The organism is Stenotrophomonas sp. PUT21, from assembly GCF_052232875.1.
Classification (GTDB): domain Bacteria; phylum Pseudomonadota; class Gammaproteobacteria; order Xanthomonadales; family Xanthomonadaceae; genus Stenotrophomonas; species Stenotrophomonas maltophilia_N.
The window spans coordinates 2,323,398-2,338,696 of sequence record NZ_CP197645.1; the positions used below are offsets into that span (position 1 = coordinate 2,323,398).

Annotated in this window: 14 protein-coding genes; 3 read left to right on the forward strand and 11 right to left on the reverse strand. The window is 66.4% G+C overall.

The genetic code is table 11. From position 1 onward, the window contains the following. Window positions 1-10: 10 nt before the first annotated feature. Genes ACTT2I_RS10730 through ACTT2I_RS10740 form a run of 3 tightly spaced genes read right to left on the reverse strand, consistent with a single transcriptional unit; the run spans window position 11 to window position 1,792 of the window. Window positions 11-394, reverse strand: a complete 384-nt coding sequence (locus ACTT2I_RS10730; protein ID WP_088434152.1) for a hypothetical protein — start codon at window positions 392-394, stop codon at window positions 11-13. A gap of 2 nt (window positions 395-396) precedes the next feature. Further along, on the reverse strand, window positions 397-1,182 hold the full coding sequence (locus ACTT2I_RS10735) for an SGNH/GDSL hydrolase family protein (RefSeq protein ID WP_421099436.1): 786 nt from the start codon (window positions 1,180-1,182) through the stop codon (window positions 397-399). A 34-nt stretch (window positions 1,183-1,216) separates the two neighbouring features. Then, on the reverse strand, window positions 1,217-1,792 hold the full coding sequence (locus ACTT2I_RS10740) for a TetR/AcrR family transcriptional regulator (RefSeq protein WP_293979966.1): 576 nt from the start codon (window positions 1,790-1,792) through the stop codon (window positions 1,217-1,219). Between the two features lie 81 nt (window positions 1,793-1,873). Between ACTT2I_RS10740 and ACTT2I_RS10745 the strand changes: the two genes are divergently transcribed. Then, window positions 1,874-2,413, forward strand: a complete 540-nt coding sequence (locus ACTT2I_RS10745) for an acyl-CoA thioesterase (protein WP_088434154.1) — start codon at window positions 1,874-1,876, stop codon at window positions 2,411-2,413. 32 nt (window positions 2,414-2,445) lie between these two features. Here ACTT2I_RS10745 and ACTT2I_RS10750 read toward each other — a convergent pair whose 3' ends face one another. The 4 genes from ACTT2I_RS10750 to ACTT2I_RS10765 form a co-directional block, all read right to left on the reverse strand. After that, entirely contained in the window at window positions 2,446-3,117 is a 672-nt protein-coding gene (locus ACTT2I_RS10750; RefSeq protein ID WP_421099435.1) for an HAD family hydrolase, read from the reverse strand. Between the two features lie 14 nt (window positions 3,118-3,131). Continuing rightward, window positions 3,132-3,464, reverse strand: coding sequence for a hypothetical protein (locus ACTT2I_RS10755; RefSeq protein WP_421099434.1), 333 nt, complete (start codon window positions 3,462-3,464; stop codon window positions 3,132-3,134). A gap of 90 nt (window positions 3,465-3,554) precedes the next feature. Then, entirely contained in the window at window positions 3,555-4,001 is a 447-nt protein-coding gene (locus ACTT2I_RS10760) for a hypothetical protein (RefSeq protein ID WP_421099433.1), read from the reverse strand. Window positions 4,002-4,138: 137 nt separating this feature from the next. Next, window positions 4,139-6,610 carry a S9 family peptidase gene (locus ACTT2I_RS10765; RefSeq protein WP_421099432.1) on the reverse strand — a complete coding sequence of 824 codons (2,472 nt, stop codon included), beginning with the start codon at window positions 6,608-6,610 and terminating at the stop codon, window positions 4,139-4,141. Window positions 6,611-6,794: 184 nt separating this feature from the next. On the opposite strand from ACTT2I_RS10765, the gene ACTT2I_RS10770 reads away from it, so the two are divergent. After that, window positions 6,795-7,571 carry a HipA family kinase gene (locus tag ACTT2I_RS10770; RefSeq protein ID WP_421099431.1) on the forward strand — a complete coding sequence of 259 codons (777 nt, stop codon included), beginning with the start codon at window positions 6,795-6,797 and terminating at the stop codon, window positions 7,569-7,571. Then, window positions 7,549-7,941, forward strand: coding sequence for a DUF3037 domain-containing protein (locus ACTT2I_RS10775; protein ID WP_088434160.1), 393 nt, complete (start codon window positions 7,549-7,551; stop codon window positions 7,939-7,941). Before ACTT2I_RS10770 ends, ACTT2I_RS10775 begins: the two co-directional genes overlap by 23 nt. A gap of 29 nt (window positions 7,942-7,970) precedes the next feature. Here the strand turns inward: ACTT2I_RS10775 and ACTT2I_RS10780 are convergent, their stop codons facing one another. The 4 genes from ACTT2I_RS10780 to mtnA all read right to left on the reverse strand — a co-directional run bounded on the left by ACTT2I_RS10780 (window position 7,971) and on the right by mtnA (window position 15,284). Further along, window positions 7,971-8,420, reverse strand: a complete 450-nt coding sequence (locus tag ACTT2I_RS10780) for an REP-associated tyrosine transposase (RefSeq protein ID WP_421099429.1) — start codon at window positions 8,418-8,420, stop codon at window positions 7,971-7,973. A 160-nt stretch (window positions 8,421-8,580) separates the two neighbouring features. Then, window positions 8,581-11,073, reverse strand: a complete 2,493-nt coding sequence (locus ACTT2I_RS10785; protein ID WP_421099428.1) for a membrane-bound PQQ-dependent dehydrogenase, glucose/quinate/shikimate family — start codon at window positions 11,071-11,073, stop codon at window positions 8,581-8,583. A 202-nt stretch (window positions 11,074-11,275) separates the two neighbouring features. Beyond that, window positions 11,276-13,975 carry a DNA gyrase subunit A gene (gene gyrA / locus ACTT2I_RS10790; RefSeq protein WP_088434163.1) on the reverse strand — a complete coding sequence of 900 codons (2,700 nt, stop codon included), beginning with the start codon at window positions 13,973-13,975 and terminating at the stop codon, window positions 11,276-11,278. 247 nt (window positions 13,976-14,222) lie between these two features. After that, window positions 14,223-15,284: an S-methyl-5-thioribose-1-phosphate isomerase gene (gene mtnA, locus ACTT2I_RS10795; RefSeq protein ID WP_259261615.1), complete on the reverse strand. Its 1,062-nt coding sequence runs from the start codon at window positions 15,282-15,284 to the stop codon at window positions 14,223-14,225. Window positions 15,285-15,299: the final 15 nt, after the last annotated feature.

Here is a 15,299-nt window from a genome sequence, read left to right on the forward strand (position 1 = left end):
GCGCGGTGCCTCACACCACCGCGCCGATCTGGAACATCGGCAGATACAGCCCGAACACCGTCACCAGCGCCCCGCCCAGCATCGCCAGCACGCCCAGCAAGGCCGCCAGGTGCGGCCGATAGAGCCCCCCCGGACCGCGCCGCCACTGCACCAGCACCAGCACCGGCGCGAACCAGATCCATCCATAGCCGTGGCTCAGCGCGCGCGTGATCCATGGCAACACCACGCCGAAGCTGGTGAATACCTCCTGGAACTGCGGGACCACGAACAGGCCGATGGCGGTCATCACGATCGCGGTGAGGCCACTGCTCAACAGGCCCACCGCCAGCAGGCCGTAGCCCCGGGAGGCCGCAGGACGCGCGGCACGTGCGGCTACCGCATAGGGATTGCTCATGGTCAGCGCGCCTGCGCCCGCGCGATGGCCGCCTCAGCCAACGGCACCATCTTCGTGTAGCCGGCTGGGGTGGGATGCACGCCGTCGGCGGCCAGGTCCGGGTCGAGGCCCCCGTCTTTGTTGGTCATGGCGGTGTGGTAATCCAGATAAACCACCCCCTGCTGCTCCGCATAGGCACGCAATGCCCGGTTGAGCGCCGTCACCTTGCCGGCGGGCTGCACGCCGGGTTGCCACGGGTAATCGCTGACCGGCAGCACCGAGGCCAGCACGATGCGGATGTTGTGGGCCTGTGCCAGTTCCACCATCGCGTGCAGGTTGTCCTCGATCATCGCCTGCGTGGTGGGTCCGGTGTTGCCGGCGATATCGTTGGTGCCGGCCAGGATCACCACCACGGCCGGCTTCAACGCAATGACATCCTGCTGGAAACGTACCAGCATCTGCGCCGTGGTCTGCCCGGAGATGCCGCGGTTGACGTAGGGCTTGCCGGGGAAGAAACCGGCGCTGCCGGTGGGCCCCCACCCTTCGGTGATGGAGTCGCCGTAGAACACCACGCGCTTCGTTCCGGGCGCGTCGGGCGCCAGCGCGGCGTTCTCGGCGCGGTAGCGCTGCAGCTGCGGCCAGTCGAGCAGGCGCTGCTGCATCTGCGTGATCTGCGCGGGGGTCGCCTTGTCGGCGGGCACCTGATACAGCGGGTTGGTCGCAGGCGACTCCTGTGCGTGTGCATTCGGCTGCAGGGCACACGCGGCAAACGTCACGGCAAGCACGGTGGAACGGATCAAGGCGGTCAAAGCGCGGCACTCCGGTTGCGGCACGCCGACAGTCTCAGCGATCGGCGACCAGGGATTCAAGCTGCGCTGCGACGCGGTCGAAGGGGCCGATGTCGCGCGTCGCGCGGCTCATCGCCACGGCGCCTTCGATGCTGGCGATGATCATGGTGGCAATGCCTCTGGCCTGTTCGGGCAGACGGCCGGCGCGGGTCAACGCCTCCGTCAGCCGCGCCTCCCAGCGCGCGAAGACATCGGCCGCCGCTCGCTGCGCATCATCGGGGGCATCGTCGATCGGCTCTTCCACTGCTGCGGCGAGCACCGGGCAACCCACATGGAAGTCCGAGCGGATCAGGCGCTCGCGCCACGCCGCCAGGAACAAGGACAGCCCGTCCGGCGCGGTGCCCTGCAGGCAGGTGTCAAGCAACGCATCCACCTTGGCGCCCGCCAGGGTCGTGGCCTCGGCCAGCACCTGCTGCTTGCCACCCGGAAAGTGGTGGTACGTCGAACCGAACGGCGCCTGCGCACGCTTGGCCACTTCGCGCACGCTGGAGGCATTGAGGCCATAGGTAGCCAGCATTTCCGCTGCCGCAGCGACCACGCGTTGCGGGGCATCGGAAGGGCGTGCACTCATGGCCGGACTCCTTGCTAAGACAGATGTCATAGATTAGCGTATTTGTATTATGACAACTGTTATAGATGAGCGCCCCTGCCCATGAATCTCTGGTTCCGCCTCCTGATCCTGCTGCTGTCCTCGCCCTTCCGCTCCAGGCTGACCGCCCCGTTGGCGGTGTCGCGACTGAACTTCCGGGTGCTGCCCAATGACATCGATAGCAACCTGCACATGACCAATGGTCGCTACTGGACGATCTTCGATCTGGGCCGGCTGGATCTGGTGTTCCGGATGGGCCTGGGCCGGGTGGCGTGGCGCTCGAAGTGGGCCCCGATCGTCAGCGGGGGCAGCATCCAGTTCCGGCGCGAACTCAAGCCGTTCCAGCGCTTCGTGCTGGAAACGCGGCTGGCCGGCTGGGTCGGCACGCGCATCATCATGGAGCAGCGGGTGCTGGTCGGCGACGAGGAAAAGGTCGCCACGCGTGCCCTGTTGATCACCGGCATCTACGATCGTCGGCACCGCCGGTTCGTTTCCACCGATCAGATGATGGAGGCCATAGGCGCGCCCATCGTGCCTTCGCCGGAACTGAGCAAGGCCGCGCAGGCGTTGCTGGCGGCGGAAGTGGCGATGAAAGAGGACTGAGGCCCGCGCTGGTCGCGCAGTGACGGGAGCGCTCAGGCGTTGCGCCAGGGAAGGATCTGCGCCTTGGTCATCATCGTCTGTTCGATCAGGCGCAGGCATTTCTCCCCCGGGCTGACCAGATACCACTGCTCACTGTTGCGCAGCAGCGGCAGATCGGCGCGATGATCGGTATAGGCCATGCGCCACGGCGGCGGATAACCGCGTTCGGTCAGCATCGGAATCTTGTTCTCGCCAAGACAATGGCGCTCGCTGACCCACCCGCCCAGAAACGGCCGCAATGTCGAGGCGACCAGCGGCACGTCCTGCAGCCCTTCGCGTTCAAGCAGCGCGCGTGCCAGGGGCTCCCAACAGCCGGTGGCGATGACGACCTGGTCGCCCTGGGCGAGATGATGGCGCAGGCGCTCCACGCCAGGCGCCAGGAACACCGGCTCCGGTCCGCCGAACACCTCCTCGGCGTGCGCAACCGCCAGGGCGACCAGCACATCACGGCGGCGCCCGAACGTGGCCATCCAGACCGCGAAGCGCACCGGCCGCCGCCGCGTGCGCGGCAGTGCCCAGAGCGGCATCAGCACGGGCAGTGCCAGCAGCACCCCGGCGATCCGCCATGGCTGGCGTCGCAACAGCGTTTTGAAGAACCGGCTGGCGGTCTCCCAGCGGGTCAGCGTCAGATCGAAATCAAAGACCACCACACTACGTTCGGACATCCGTGTCACTCCGTTCAGAAGACGCCCTGCACCTGCAGGTTGCCATCATCGGTGGGCGTCAGTACCAGCCCGTAAGCCTCGCTCCTGCGGCTGAATCCTACCGAGCAGATCGCGTCCCAGCCTTGCCCGCAATCCACCTCGGGATGCGCGGCGAACACGGGATCGCCGTCGTTGTCCGGTGCGGAAGCGACCCAGCCGGCCTTCATGAGCAGCGCCTTGGCCTGCGCGTACGGCATGCCGACGGTGATGCCGATGGCGGTCCACGACGGTGGCAACTGGGGCGTTTCCGCCGCGTGGAGGTGGCCAGCAGACAAGAGCAGCAACAACGCCAGGAACACGGATTTCATCGGCATCACATCAAGGGTGGGACTGCACAGCATAGAACGCGCGAGCGCCCACATGCTGGCAGTGGGATGGAGACTCTCACACGCCACGTCTCACCGGCCACCAGGAAGAAAACCCACCACCGCCACGACCAGGCAGACCAGCCCGCCGGCGAACGGCAGATACGTTGCCCACACCGGCGCCCCCTGGCCAACCGCGAAGGCGAACAACGCCTCCCGTACGCTTCGACCGGTCAGGAACGGAATGATGACCAGCGCCAGCAGGGGCAGCAACGATGCGAGCCCGAAGCCGATCAATACCGGACGATGATCGTTGTTGGCAAATCCCCCCAGCGGGTACAGAGCCACGCCAGTCAACAATCCGACGAAGAGCAGGATGTTGGCGGTCCAGATCGTGGTGCGGTGGCGGCGCCGCAGCGCGGCCCGGGACCAGCCACGGTAGTGCGTCTGCAATCCCCTCGCCCAGTACACCACCAGCCACGTTGCGATCACGCCGCCCGTGACACCGCCTACCGTCGGTCCCCAGGCGGGGATATCCATGTTCACGTCCTTGTGCCTTTTCTTGGCAGTGTAAGGCCGGGCCCGGTCGCGCATGCAAAAACGGCCGCCCATGGGGGCGGCCGTTGGTCTGATGCCAGGGGCTGCCGAATGACAGCCCGGGCTAGTGACGTATCACCTCAGCGCTTGGCAGGCGGCGCATTCTTCACATAGGTATCGAACCAATTGAGCATTTCCGACACCAGCTGCTCGTTGGATTCCAGAGCGGTGTACCAGTGCGGTTCGTGCGGCAGCATCACCAGGCGTGTGGTGCCGCCATTGCCACGGATCGCCTGGAACAGCTTGCGCGACTGGAACGGCTCGGTGCCCGGGTTGGCATCATCCTCACCGTGGACCAGCAGCAGCGGCAGCTTGATCTTGTCGGCGTAGAAGAACGGCGACGCCTTGAGATACACGTCCTGCGCCTGCCACACCGAGCGGCGTTCGTTCTGGAAACCAAACGGGGTGAAGGTCTTGTTGTACGAGCCGCTGGTGGCGACGCCGGCCTTGAACAGATCGGTATGCGCGATCAGGTTGGCGGTCATCAGCCCACCATGGCTGTGACCGGTGACACCGATCCGGTTACGGTCGACCACGCCCAGGTCCACCGCCTTGTCCACCGCGGCCTTGGCATCGGCTTCAAGCTGTTCCAGATACGTGTTGTAGGCGGTTTTCGGGTCACCGACGATCGGGAACGAGGCGTTGTCGATGATCGCGTAACCGGCCAGCAGCATCAGCCGGTACGGCGCCAGGCGGGTGAAAGTCTGCTGCGAACCGGACACCTGTCCTGCCTGCGCCGCGTTGGCGAAGTCGGCCGGGTAGGCGTACAGGATCGCCGGCACGCGCTGGCCCTCCTTGTACCCCGGCGGGGTGTACAGGGTGAACGACAGGTCCACGCCGTCGGCACGCTTGTAGGTGACCAGGCGCTTCTGGATCTGGCGCACTTCCGGCGTTGGATCCACCAGGTGGGTCAACGCGGCCGGCTTGGAAACGACCTGCGCTTCGCCCGGCTTGGCGTCGGCGACGTCCTCGCCAAGCAGGCGCACGAACGCATTCGGCGCATCGGTCACCGACTGGTGCCACGTGAGGAGGTGGCCTGGGATGGCGCTGAAGCCTATGAACTGCTCGTAGGCATCGGCATCGCTGCGGAAAAGACGCTCCGTCTTCAAGCTACGGAGGCTGAGCGCATCCAGGAAGGGACGATCACCCTGCGGCGACGCCCCCTGCCCGCGCAGGAAGACCGTGTTGCCTTCCTGACGCACCACGTAGGCGCCGTTGGGCAGGCGCTGGTACACGAAGTTGCCCGGATCTTCGTACAGCTCATCGCTGGAGAGATCCCACAACAGGCGGCCTTCCTGCCTGGGGTTGTCGACGTTGACGATGCGGGTCTGGCGCCAGTGGCGGTTTTCGTCGTTCTCGTCGAGGAAGGCAACGTCCGGCTGCGCGGTCCAAGCCAGGCCTTCGAAGCGCTGCGCGGTGCGGGCGATCTCGGTGGGCTTGGCGGTGAACGGGGCTTTGAGCATCAGCACGCGATCGCGATGCGGAACGGTGACTTTCCAGTCGCCCTTGTCCAGGGCTTCGGCATAAACCAGCGTGGCCGGATCGGTGGCGCGCCAATCGAAATCGCGCGGGCCTTCCGGCACGCCATGCACCGGCACACGGTCGGCCAGCGGCAGGCTGGCGATCGGCGTGCTGCGGCCCGTGGCGATATCCAGCACGGCCACGTCATTGGCGAAACGCTGGTAGGTCACTGCATGCGAGAACGGTGCCTTGAGTGTTCTGGTCAGCACATGCACGCCATCCGGAGCGGCCCCGATGCTGTCCAGCAGCGCCGGGGCACCGACGGTGCGCACGGTGTTGGAGGCGGTATCCACCACCGCCAGCTGCGACTGGCCGTAATAGGCGAACAGCGCTTCATCGTAGGCACTGGTCAGCGTATCGCGGGCTTCGTAGGTGCTGCTTTCGCCGGCCGTGCCCAGCGACTCCTGGATGTCCGGGCCGATCGCGCCCTCGGCGCTCGGCGCCGGCCCCTGCTGTGCCGGGACCAGCTTGACCAGCAGCTGCTGGCTGCCACCGAGCCACTGCACGGTGCTGCCGAAAATCGGATTGAGCGCCACGTTGGGCACCTGGCGGACCTGGCCGGTCGCTGCATCGCCGATCCACAGCTGCACGCTGTCATCGACCACGTTCTGGAACGCGAAGCGCTGGCCGTCGGCCGACCACTGCGCCATGCCGGCGCACCCGCTGGGCAGGGCCACCTTGGTGGAACGGCCGCTGGCGGTATCGACGACGGTGAAGTCGCCCACGCACGGCGGAATGCCGTAGCCACCGGGGGTGTCGTGGCGGCTGCGGTTCTTCGGCTCCAGGCGCACACCGGCCAGCTTCAGATAGGGCTGGGCGACGCGGGTGATCGACGGATAGGTCTGCGTGGTGGTCAGCAGCAGGCGCTGGCCGGTCGGGTCGACACTGGGTGTCGGCGGCGGCGGTGCCTTGAGCACTTTGAGCAGGCTCTGCGGCGGTGTGGCGTAGCCAGCAAAGGCCGGTGCGGCAAACAGCAGGCCGAGGGTGGCAACGGCAACAGCCGCAGCCAGCGAGGTACGACGAATCAGCATCCTTATCCCCTTGCAGTGTCAACGAGTGCCCGCACAGGGGCATGACCGGAATCTAGCACCGCCGGGACCGGCGCGAATGGGCCGGAAGGGCCAACCGCCCGACACTGCAAAGCCAGGCCCTCCACCGTGCCGGGTAGCGCCCCCTTACGCGTCACGCCCGGCCTTGGCCCGGCTAGAATGCCCCATGCGAACCGTGCACGCCCTCCGATATGTCACCCCGCTGCGCGAAGGCGGCTCTCTGCCCGCCGTGGTCGAGACCGACGACGACGGCATGGTGGTGCTCAAATTCCGTGGGGCCGGCCAAGGGCCGAAGGCCCTGATCGCCGAGCTGATCGCCGGCGAGATCGCGCGGACGCTGGGCCTGCCGATCCCCGAGATCGTGTTCGTCGAGCTGGACCGCGAGTTCGCCCGGACCGAACCGGACCCGGAAATCCAGGATCTGATCCGCGCCAGCGAGGGCCTGAACCTGGGCAGTGATTACCTGCCCGGGGCGATCAACTACGACCCGGCCGCCATGCAGCCCGATGCCGAGCTGGCCTCGAAGATCGTGTGGTTCGATGCGTTCACCAGCAACGTGGACCGCACCGCGCGCAATCCGAACCTGATGGTCTGGCATCGCAAGCTGTACCTGATCGACCATGGTGCGGCAATGTACTTCCATCACGACTGGGCCAGTGCCGGGGAGGCCTGCAGTAAGCCGTTCGTGCTGATCCGCGATCACGTGCTGCTGCCGTTTGCCACGCAGATCGCCGAGGTGGATGCCGGCATGGCGGTGATGCTGCCGGATGCGGAGATCGAGCGGATCGTCGGGCTGGTGCCGGACGGCTGGCTGGTGGACGAACCCGCCTTCGACAGCCCGGCGGCCTACCGCCAGGCGTATATCGATTATCTGCAGCACCGCCTTCGCCTACGCGCGGCTTTTGTACAGGAGGCCGTCCGTGCCCACACTGCACACGTATGACTATGCGGTGATCCGCGTGGTGCCACGCGTGGAACGCGAGGAATTCATCAACGTCGGCGTCATCGTGTCCTGCCCGGGCGCCAAGCATCTGGAAGCGGCGATCGAGCTGGACCTGGAACGGCTGCGCGCCTTCGCGCCATCGCTGGATATCGAAGGCCTGCAGCCGTGGCTGGATGCGATCGTGGCGATCTGCCGCGGTGACGCGAACGCCGGCCCCATCGCGCAGCTGCCTGCGCGTGCACGTTTCCATTTTCTGACCGCCAGGCGCAGCTCGGTGGTGCAGATGTCGAGCACGCATGTGGGCCGCACCGCGGATCCGTCAGGTGTGGTGGAACATCTGATGCGCAAGATGGTGCGGGTACCGGCATAGCGCCGTCGATCCTGCGCCGGCGTACCGGCTCACACCGGCCAGCGGCACCACGAAAACGGGTAGCTGTGCAGACCACGCGCCAACCCCGCACGCATGGGCGTGGACAGGATGTCGGTGGCGCAGGCGAGCAGTTGGCGCTCGTCGCACTGGGACTGGTCGTGACACCCGGGTTGCCAGATCCGGCCCTGGGTTGCGTTGCGTTGATGGAGCGCGTGCGCCGACCGCGATTTCAGCGACCTGACCACGCTGAAGAGGCGATGCTTATGGAGCCGGAACAGCCAGTGCAACCGGTCTGGCAGGACCACCCAAGCCAGCGATTCCGTGCGGTTTTCCGCATCCGAGGCACGCAGCCAGCGCACCACTTCCTGCGCGTTGGCGTGATGGTTGAAGAGGGGGGAATGATGCGTGGTGACGGTGGTGACGACGTAGCAGGCATTTGGCAGCGGACATCGTCCGTCTTGAACAGATGAACTAGGCATCCGCCCATCATGGCAGTGCATGCCGACGCGCTTAAGCAGGAGAAAACGCGGCCGCCTGTCAGATTTTTGCGTCAGGCGTTGTAGTCGCCTGACCAGCAGCCGGGCAGCGCCCGGCGCTGTGTCGGTGGCAGCGGGGGCCGCAAGAACCGCGGCCCTGCCCTCACCCTTTGGGCAGCGCGTAAGCGATCACGTAATCGCCGGCCGGGGTCTCCATGAAGTGGTGGCCGCCGGCCATGATGACCACGTACTGGCGCCCACCAAATTCATAGATCATCGGGTTGGCCTGGCCGCCCGCAGGAAGCTTGGCATGCCAGAGTTCCTTGCCGGTCTTCAGGTCGATGGCACGCAGCAGATCATCGGTGGCCGCCGCAATGAAGATCAGGCCGCTGGCCGTCACTACCGAGCCACCGTTGTTGGGCGTACCGATCTCGATCGGCAGGCCGGAGCGGATGCCGAACGGCCCATTGCCGCGGGCGCTGCCGAACGGGCGGTCCCACAGGGTCTTGCCGGTACGCAGGTCGACCGCGCGGATGCCACCGTAGGGCGGCTGCTTGCACAGCAGCTTGGTGAACGGCAGGCGCCAGCCGGCGTTGACGTCGATGGCGTATGGCGTGCCCACCTGCGGATCGCCCGCACCTTCGGCCCCGCCCTTGTCGGCGGTGATCTCCTCGCGCGGCACCCAGCCCAGCTTGTCCGCCTTGGCGCGTGGCACCAGCCGATTGTAGTTGGGCATGTCGTTATAGTTGGCCACGATCACGCCACGGCGCGGATCCACGGCCACGCTGCCCCAGTCCGAGCCCCCGTTGTAGCCGGGATACTCGATGGAATGACGGTCCGCGGTCGGCGGTGTGTAGAAGCCTTCGTAACTGGCCTTGCGGAACTGGATACGGCACACCAGCTGGTCGATCGGGGTCATGCCCCACATGTCGCGCTCGGTCAGGTCCGGCTTGCGCAGTGTGTGATACAGCGAGAACAGTTGGGTCGGCGAGCGCTGCTCCGGCTCGACACCACCGGTGGGCACCTTACGTTCCTCGGCCGGGGTCAGCAGCTTGCCGGTGCGACGGTCGAGAATATACATATCGCCCTGCTTGGTCGGCAGCAGCAGCGCCGGCACCTTGCCAGCGGCGGTCGGGTAGTCGATCAGGGTCGCCTGCGAGCCCATGTCGTAGTCCCAGACGTCCTTGCGCACGGCCTGGAAATGCCAGGCCGGCTTGCCGGTGTTGACGTCGATCGCCACCAGCGAGGTGGCGTACCTGTTTTCGTTTTCGGTGCGCGAACCACTCCAGTAATCGCCGGCCGAGTTGCCCATCGGCAGGTAGACCAGGCCGAGTTCGTCGTCGCCGGTCGCGGTGGTCCACATGTTCGGGGTGCCACGGGTATAGGTCTCACCCGGCGGCGGTGCGCCGTTGCGCTCCGGGCGGACCATGTCCCAGGCCCAGCGCAGCTTGCCGGTAACGGCATCGTAGGCCTGGATCGCGCCCGACGGGGCGTCGCGGCGCTGGCCATCCAGCACCTGGTGGCCGGTCACGATCACGCCCTGTACGATCGCCGGCGGCGAGGTGATGGAGACATAGCCGGCCGGGCTGTCGCCCATGCCGACGGTGATATCGACCTGGCCGTTGTTGCCGAAGCCCAGGCACGGCTTGCCGGTGGCGGCATCGACCGCGATCAGGCGACCATCCAGGGTGCCTTCGATGATGCGCGCCGCACAGGCGCCGCGTGGCACCTGGGTCAGCACCGGCACGCCACTGGGCACGGCCAGGTCCGCAGCCACGTCGTTCAGCGCGGTGTCCTGCGCGGTGGCCGGCACCTCGTAGTAGGAGACGCCACGGCAGGCGGCCGTGTACGGAATGGACTTGTCCTTGATCTTCGGGTCGTAGCGCCAGCGCTCGCTGCCATCGGCGGCGTTGAGCGCGACCAGCTGATTGCGCGCGGTGCACAGGTAGAGGCTGTCGCCGACTTTCAGCGGCGTGGTTTCCGCACCCCAGCGCTTCTCGGGCAGGTCACCGGTGCGGAACAACCAGGCCTGCTCAAGCTTGGCCACGTTGTCCGGGGTGATCTGCTGCAGCGGCGAGAAACGCGTGGCGGCATTGTTGCGGCCATAGGCGGCCCAGTCGCCATCCACCGGGCGGTCGGCCGGCTGCAGGGGCGCATCGGCGGTCGGTGTCAGGCCGGTGCTGGTCATCGGTTCCGGGAAGGCGCCTTCGGCCGCCGTAACACCGTGCGGCACGAAAGCCAAGGTGAAGGCCGCCACGAATACAAGCGCGAGTACTCCGGCGATGCCGCGCGAGACCTTGCGCGAGACCGGACGATCCAGCGTGGGCAACAACAGCGACAAGACGAAGCCGATGGCCACGATCAATCCCAGCCGCGGCACCCAGCGCCAGTAATTGCTGCCCGACTCCCACCATGTCCACAGCAGCGTGCCGACGAACACCAGGGCGAACCACAGCGCGCCGCTGTAACGGCCCCGCCACAGCTGCACGCCGGAGATCAGCAGGCCGATACCGGCCAGCACGTAGTACCAGGAACCCCCGAGGCTGGCGAGCCAGGCGCCGCCTGCGGTGAATACAACGCCCAGCAACAGAATGACAATTGCCAGCACAGCCACCAGCCAATGGCGACGGTGGCGGGTCTGCGTCGTGGTGGACATCGGTTTCTCCTGAAGCGCGAAGATCGCCGACGTTGCTGCCGGCCCCGCGGCTCTTATCCCACCGGGGTCGTGAACGTTGCGCGTTCTTTGCGGGGGTCGCCAACCTCGGCACAGCCGACGATGAAACCCGGCAAGCCCCTGCCCTCCAACGAAAAACGCCGGCATGTGCCGGCGTTCTCCGTGTGACTCCCACTGGCGGAGCTTACGCCTCCGGCGGTGCCACCACCGGACTGGCCTCGACGGCCGCCGGTGCATCTTCTTCCACACCCTCGTCCAGCGAGGCATCCATGCGTTCGACCGCCTGGAGCTTCTCTTCCTTGGACAGACGGATCAGCGTCACGCCCTGGGTGTTGCGGCCGACGCGCGAGATCTCCGAACCGCGGGTGCGCACCAGGGTGCCGCCATCGGAAATCAGCAGCACTTCGTCGCGCGGCCCCATCAGCACCGCACGCACCAGCTTGCCGTTGCGTTCGGTGGTCTGGATGCCGATCACGCCCTGCGTGCCACGGCCCTTGCGCGGATAATCCGGCAGCGGGGTACGCTTGCCGTAGCCGTTCTCGGTCGCGGTCAGGATGTACAGCGCGTTGTCGTCGTCAGCCCCGTTCTCGATCACGGCATCGCCGCTGTCGATCACGGTCTCGTCGGCCTGGCTCTCATCCTCGTTCTCGTCTTCGCTGCCGCCAGCACTCTCGGCCACGATCAGACTGACCACTTCCTCGCCCTTGGGCATCTTGATGCCGCGCACGCCGGTAGCAGTACGGCCCATCGAGCGGACCTTGTCCTCACCGAAGCGCACGGTCTTGCCGTTAGACGCGAACAGCAGGATGTCGCGTTCGCCATCGGTCAGGCCGACGCCGACCAGCGCATCGCCCTCATCGAGGTTGATCGCGATCTTGCCGCGCGCCAGGCGGAAGGCAAACTCGCTGAGCGGGGTCTTCTTGACGGTACCGTTGCGGGTAGCGAAGAACACGAACTGGCCTTCGGCGTACTCGCGGACCGGCAGCACGGCCTGCACCCGCTCACCGGCTTCCAGCGGAATCCAGTTGATGATCGGGCGGCCACGGGCATTTGAGCCGGCCTCCGGCAACTGATGCACCGGCAGCCAGAACACCTTGCCCGAACTGGTGAAGGTCAGCAGCGTGTCATGCGTGTTGACCAGCCACAGCTGTTCGATGAAATCCTCTTCCTTGGTCGACGCCGCGCTGCGGCCACGGCCACCGCGGCGCTGGGCCCGGTAAGCGCTGACCGGCTGGCGCTTGGCATAGCCGGCGTGCGACAGGGTGACCACCACGTCTTCCGGGGCGATCAGGTCGAGGATGTCCAGGTCTTCTTCGCTGTGGCGGATCTCGGTGCGGCGGTCGTCACCGAACTCGGTGCGCACGTTGATCAGCTCTTCGCGGATGACCTGCAGCAGACGGTCGGGATCTTCCAGGATTTCGATCAGCCCGGCGATCACTTCCAGCAGCTGCTTGTACTCATCGGTCAGGCGGTCCTGCTCCAGCCCGGTCAGGCGGTGCAGGCGCATTTCCAGGATCTGGGTCGCCTGGATCTCGGTCAGCTGGTAGCCGCCCTCGAGCAGGCCCACACCCTTGGGCAGATCATCCGGACGCGAGGCTTCGGCACCGGCGGCGCCCAGCATCGAACCGACCAGGCCCGGCTCCCACAGGCGGGCGAGCATGCGTTCGCGCGCTTCGGTGGGGTTCGGCGAGGTCTTGATCAGTTCGATCATCTCGTCGATGTTGGCCAGCGCGACGGTCAGGCCTTCCAGCACGTGCGCACGCGCACGCGCCTTGCGCAGCTCGAACACGGTACGGCGGGTGACCACTTCGCGGCGGTGACGCACGAAGGCCTCGAGCATCTGCTTGAGGTTCATCAACTGCGGGCGGCCATCGACCAGCGCCACCATGTTGATGCCGAACACCGACTCCATCTGGGTCTGCTGGTAGAGGTTGTTCAACACAACTTCCGCCGACTCGCCGCGCTTGATCTCGATGAAGATGCGCATCCCGTCCTTGTCGGACTCATCGCGCAGTTCGCTGATGCCTTCGAGCTTCTTTTCCTTGACCAGCTCGGCGATCTTCTCGATCAACCGGGCCTTGTTCACCTGGTACGGGATCTCGGTGACGATGATCGATTCGCGGCCGTTGTCAGCCACTTCGACCTCGGCCTTGGCGCGGATGCGCACACGACCACGGCCGGTCCGGTACCCGGCGACGATGCCGGCGGTGCCGTTGATGATGCCCGCGGTCGGGAAATCCGGACCCGGGATGTACTCCATCAGGCCGTCGACGTCGATCTCGGGGTTGTCGATCAGCGCAATGCAGGCATTGATGGACTCGGTCAGGTTGTGCGGCGGGATGTTGGTCGCCATGCCCACCGCGATACCGGCCGAACCATTGACCAGCAGGTTCGGGAACCGGGTCGGCATGACCGTCGGCTCCAGTTCCTTTTCGTCGTAGTTGGGCTGGAAATCGACCGTTTCCTTCTCGATGTCCGCCATCAGCTCATGGGTGAGCCTGGACATGCGGGCTTCGGTGTATCGCATTGCCGCGGCGGAGTCGCCGTCGACCGAACCGAAGTTACCCTGGCCATCGACCAGCATGTAACGCAGCGAGAACGGCTGCGCCAGACGCACCAGCGTGTCGTACACCGACTGATCGCCATGCGGGTGGTACTTACCGATGACGTCACCGACGATACGCGCCGACTTGAAGTAAGGCTTGTTGGCGTGCGCGTTGAGTTCACTCATCGCGAACAGCACGCGGCGATGCACCGGCTTGAGGCCATCGCGCGCATCCGGGAGTGCGCGCCCCACGATCACGCTCATCGCGTAATCGAGGTAACTCTTGCGCATCTCGTCTTCCAGGTTGACCTGGATGATTTCCTTGGCGGTTTCTGCCATTCGGGTTCCGTTGTCTGGTAGCGGTCCAGTCCGTCACGACCGCCCTTTCGGGGCGGTTGCGCCGGAATCTCGATTAACCGTTGGATTCTACCACAGCGGGCTGTTTTCCGCCCGCTTTTACGGGGGTTTTACCGGCAAGAATCAGGAACTTACGGGGGCGTTGCCAGCCAGCGGGCGGCAAGGCCCCGGGTATCCCGCGGCGAGCCCCCTGGGCAAGGGGACAGCCACAACGTGCCGGTGCCGTGGCTCAGCCGAAGGCGGCCTGCATATTGGCCACGGTCGGGTTCAGGATCACCCCGCGCTCGGTCACGATGGCATCGATCAGGCTGCCCGGGGTGACGTCGAACACCGGGTTCCAGGCGGCGATGCCCTCGGCCACGGTGCGGGTGCCGCCCACGCCATACAGCTCGCCCGGGTCGCGCTGCTCGATCTCGATCTGCTCGCCGTCGGCAGTGTCCATGTCCACCGTGGAGGACGGGGCCACGACCATGAACTTCACACCGTGGTGGCGGGCCGCGATGGCCAGCTGGTAGGTGCCGATCTTGTTGGCGGTATCGCCGTTGGCACAGATGCGGTCCGCACCCACGATCACCCACTGCACCGCGCCGGTCTTCATCAGGTGCGAGGCGGCCGAATCGGCGATCAGGGTGGCATCGATACCATCCTGCTGCAGCTCCCACACGGTCAGGCGAGCGCCCTGCAGCCACGGCCGGGTCTCGCCGGCGAACACACGGGCGATGCGGTGCTGGGCCATGCCGGCGCGGATGACGCCCAGCGCGGTACCGAAGCCTGCGGTGGCCAGCGAGCCGGTGTTGCAGTGAGTGAGCACGCCACTGCCTGCCTCGATCAGGCCGGCACCCAGCGCGCCCATGTGGCGGTTGGCCGCCAGGTCTTCCTCGGCGATCGCCTGGGCCTCGGCGGCCAGCACCTGCTGCCAGTCGGCACCGGCCGGGGCCAGCGCGCGGCGCATGCGGGCCAGCGCCCAGGCCAGGTTCACGGCGGTCGGGCGCGACGCGTTGAGGCGCTGCAGGGCCGGTTCGAGCTTCAGCAGCGCCTGTGCACCATCGTCGGCTTGGACCTCGTTGGCCGCCAGCACCACGCCCCAGGCGGCGGCAATGCCGATCGCCGGTGCGCCGCGCACGGTCAGCGCATGGATGGCCTCGGCCACCGCATCGCTGTCGCGGCACTCCACGTGCTCGACGATGAACGGCAGTTTGCGCTGGTCGAGCAGCTGCAGGCTCTCGCCGGTCCACAGGATCGGGCGGATATGGTCGTAACGGGCGTAATCGATATCGGTGGATGCGTTCATCGGGCCATTGTAACG

Bases quoted from the DNA above. Each gene is read 5' to 3' on its own strand.
- ACTT2I_RS10730 (WP_088434152.1), bottom strand. From the start codon at position 394: ATGAGCAATCCCTATGCGGTAGCCGCACGTGCCGCGCGTCCTGCGGCC.
- ACTT2I_RS10740 (WP_293979966.1), bottom strand. From the start codon at position 1,792: ATGAGTGCACGCCCTTCCGATGCCCCGCAACGCGTGGTCGCTGCGGCA.
- ACTT2I_RS10745 (WP_088434154.1), top strand. From the start codon at position 1,874: ATGAATCTCTGGTTCCGCCTCCTGATCCTGCTGCTGTCCTCGCCCTTC.
- ACTT2I_RS10750 (WP_421099435.1), bottom strand. From the start codon at position 3,117: ATGTCCGAACGTAGTGTGGTGGTCTTTGATTTCGATCTGACGCTGACC.
- ACTT2I_RS10755 (WP_421099434.1), bottom strand. From the start codon at position 3,464: ATGAAATCCGTGTTCCTGGCGTTGTTGCTGCTCTTGTCTGCTGGCCAC.
- ACTT2I_RS10760 (WP_421099433.1), bottom strand. From the start codon at position 4,001: ATGGATATCCCCGCCTGGGGACCGACGGTAGGCGGTGTCACGGGCGGC.
- ACTT2I_RS10765 (WP_421099432.1), bottom strand. From the start codon at position 6,610: ATGCTGATTCGTCGTACCTCGCTGGCTGCGGCTGTTGCCGTTGCCACC.
- ACTT2I_RS10770 (WP_421099431.1), top strand. From the start codon at position 6,795: ATGCGAACCGTGCACGCCCTCCGATATGTCACCCCGCTGCGCGAAGGC.
- ACTT2I_RS10780 (WP_421099429.1), bottom strand. From the start codon at position 8,420: ATGCCTAGTTCATCTGTTCAAGACGGACGATGTCCGCTGCCAAATGCC.
- ACTT2I_RS10785 (WP_421099428.1), bottom strand. From the start codon at position 11,073: ATGTCCACCACGACGCAGACCCGCCACCGTCGCCATTGGCTGGTGGCT.
- gyrA (WP_088434163.1), bottom strand. From the start codon at position 13,975: ATGGCAGAAACCGCCAAGGAAATCATCCAGGTCAACCTGGAAGACGAG.
- mtnA (WP_259261615.1), bottom strand. From the start codon at position 15,284: ATGAACGCATCCACCGATATCGATTACGCCCGTTACGACCATATCCGC.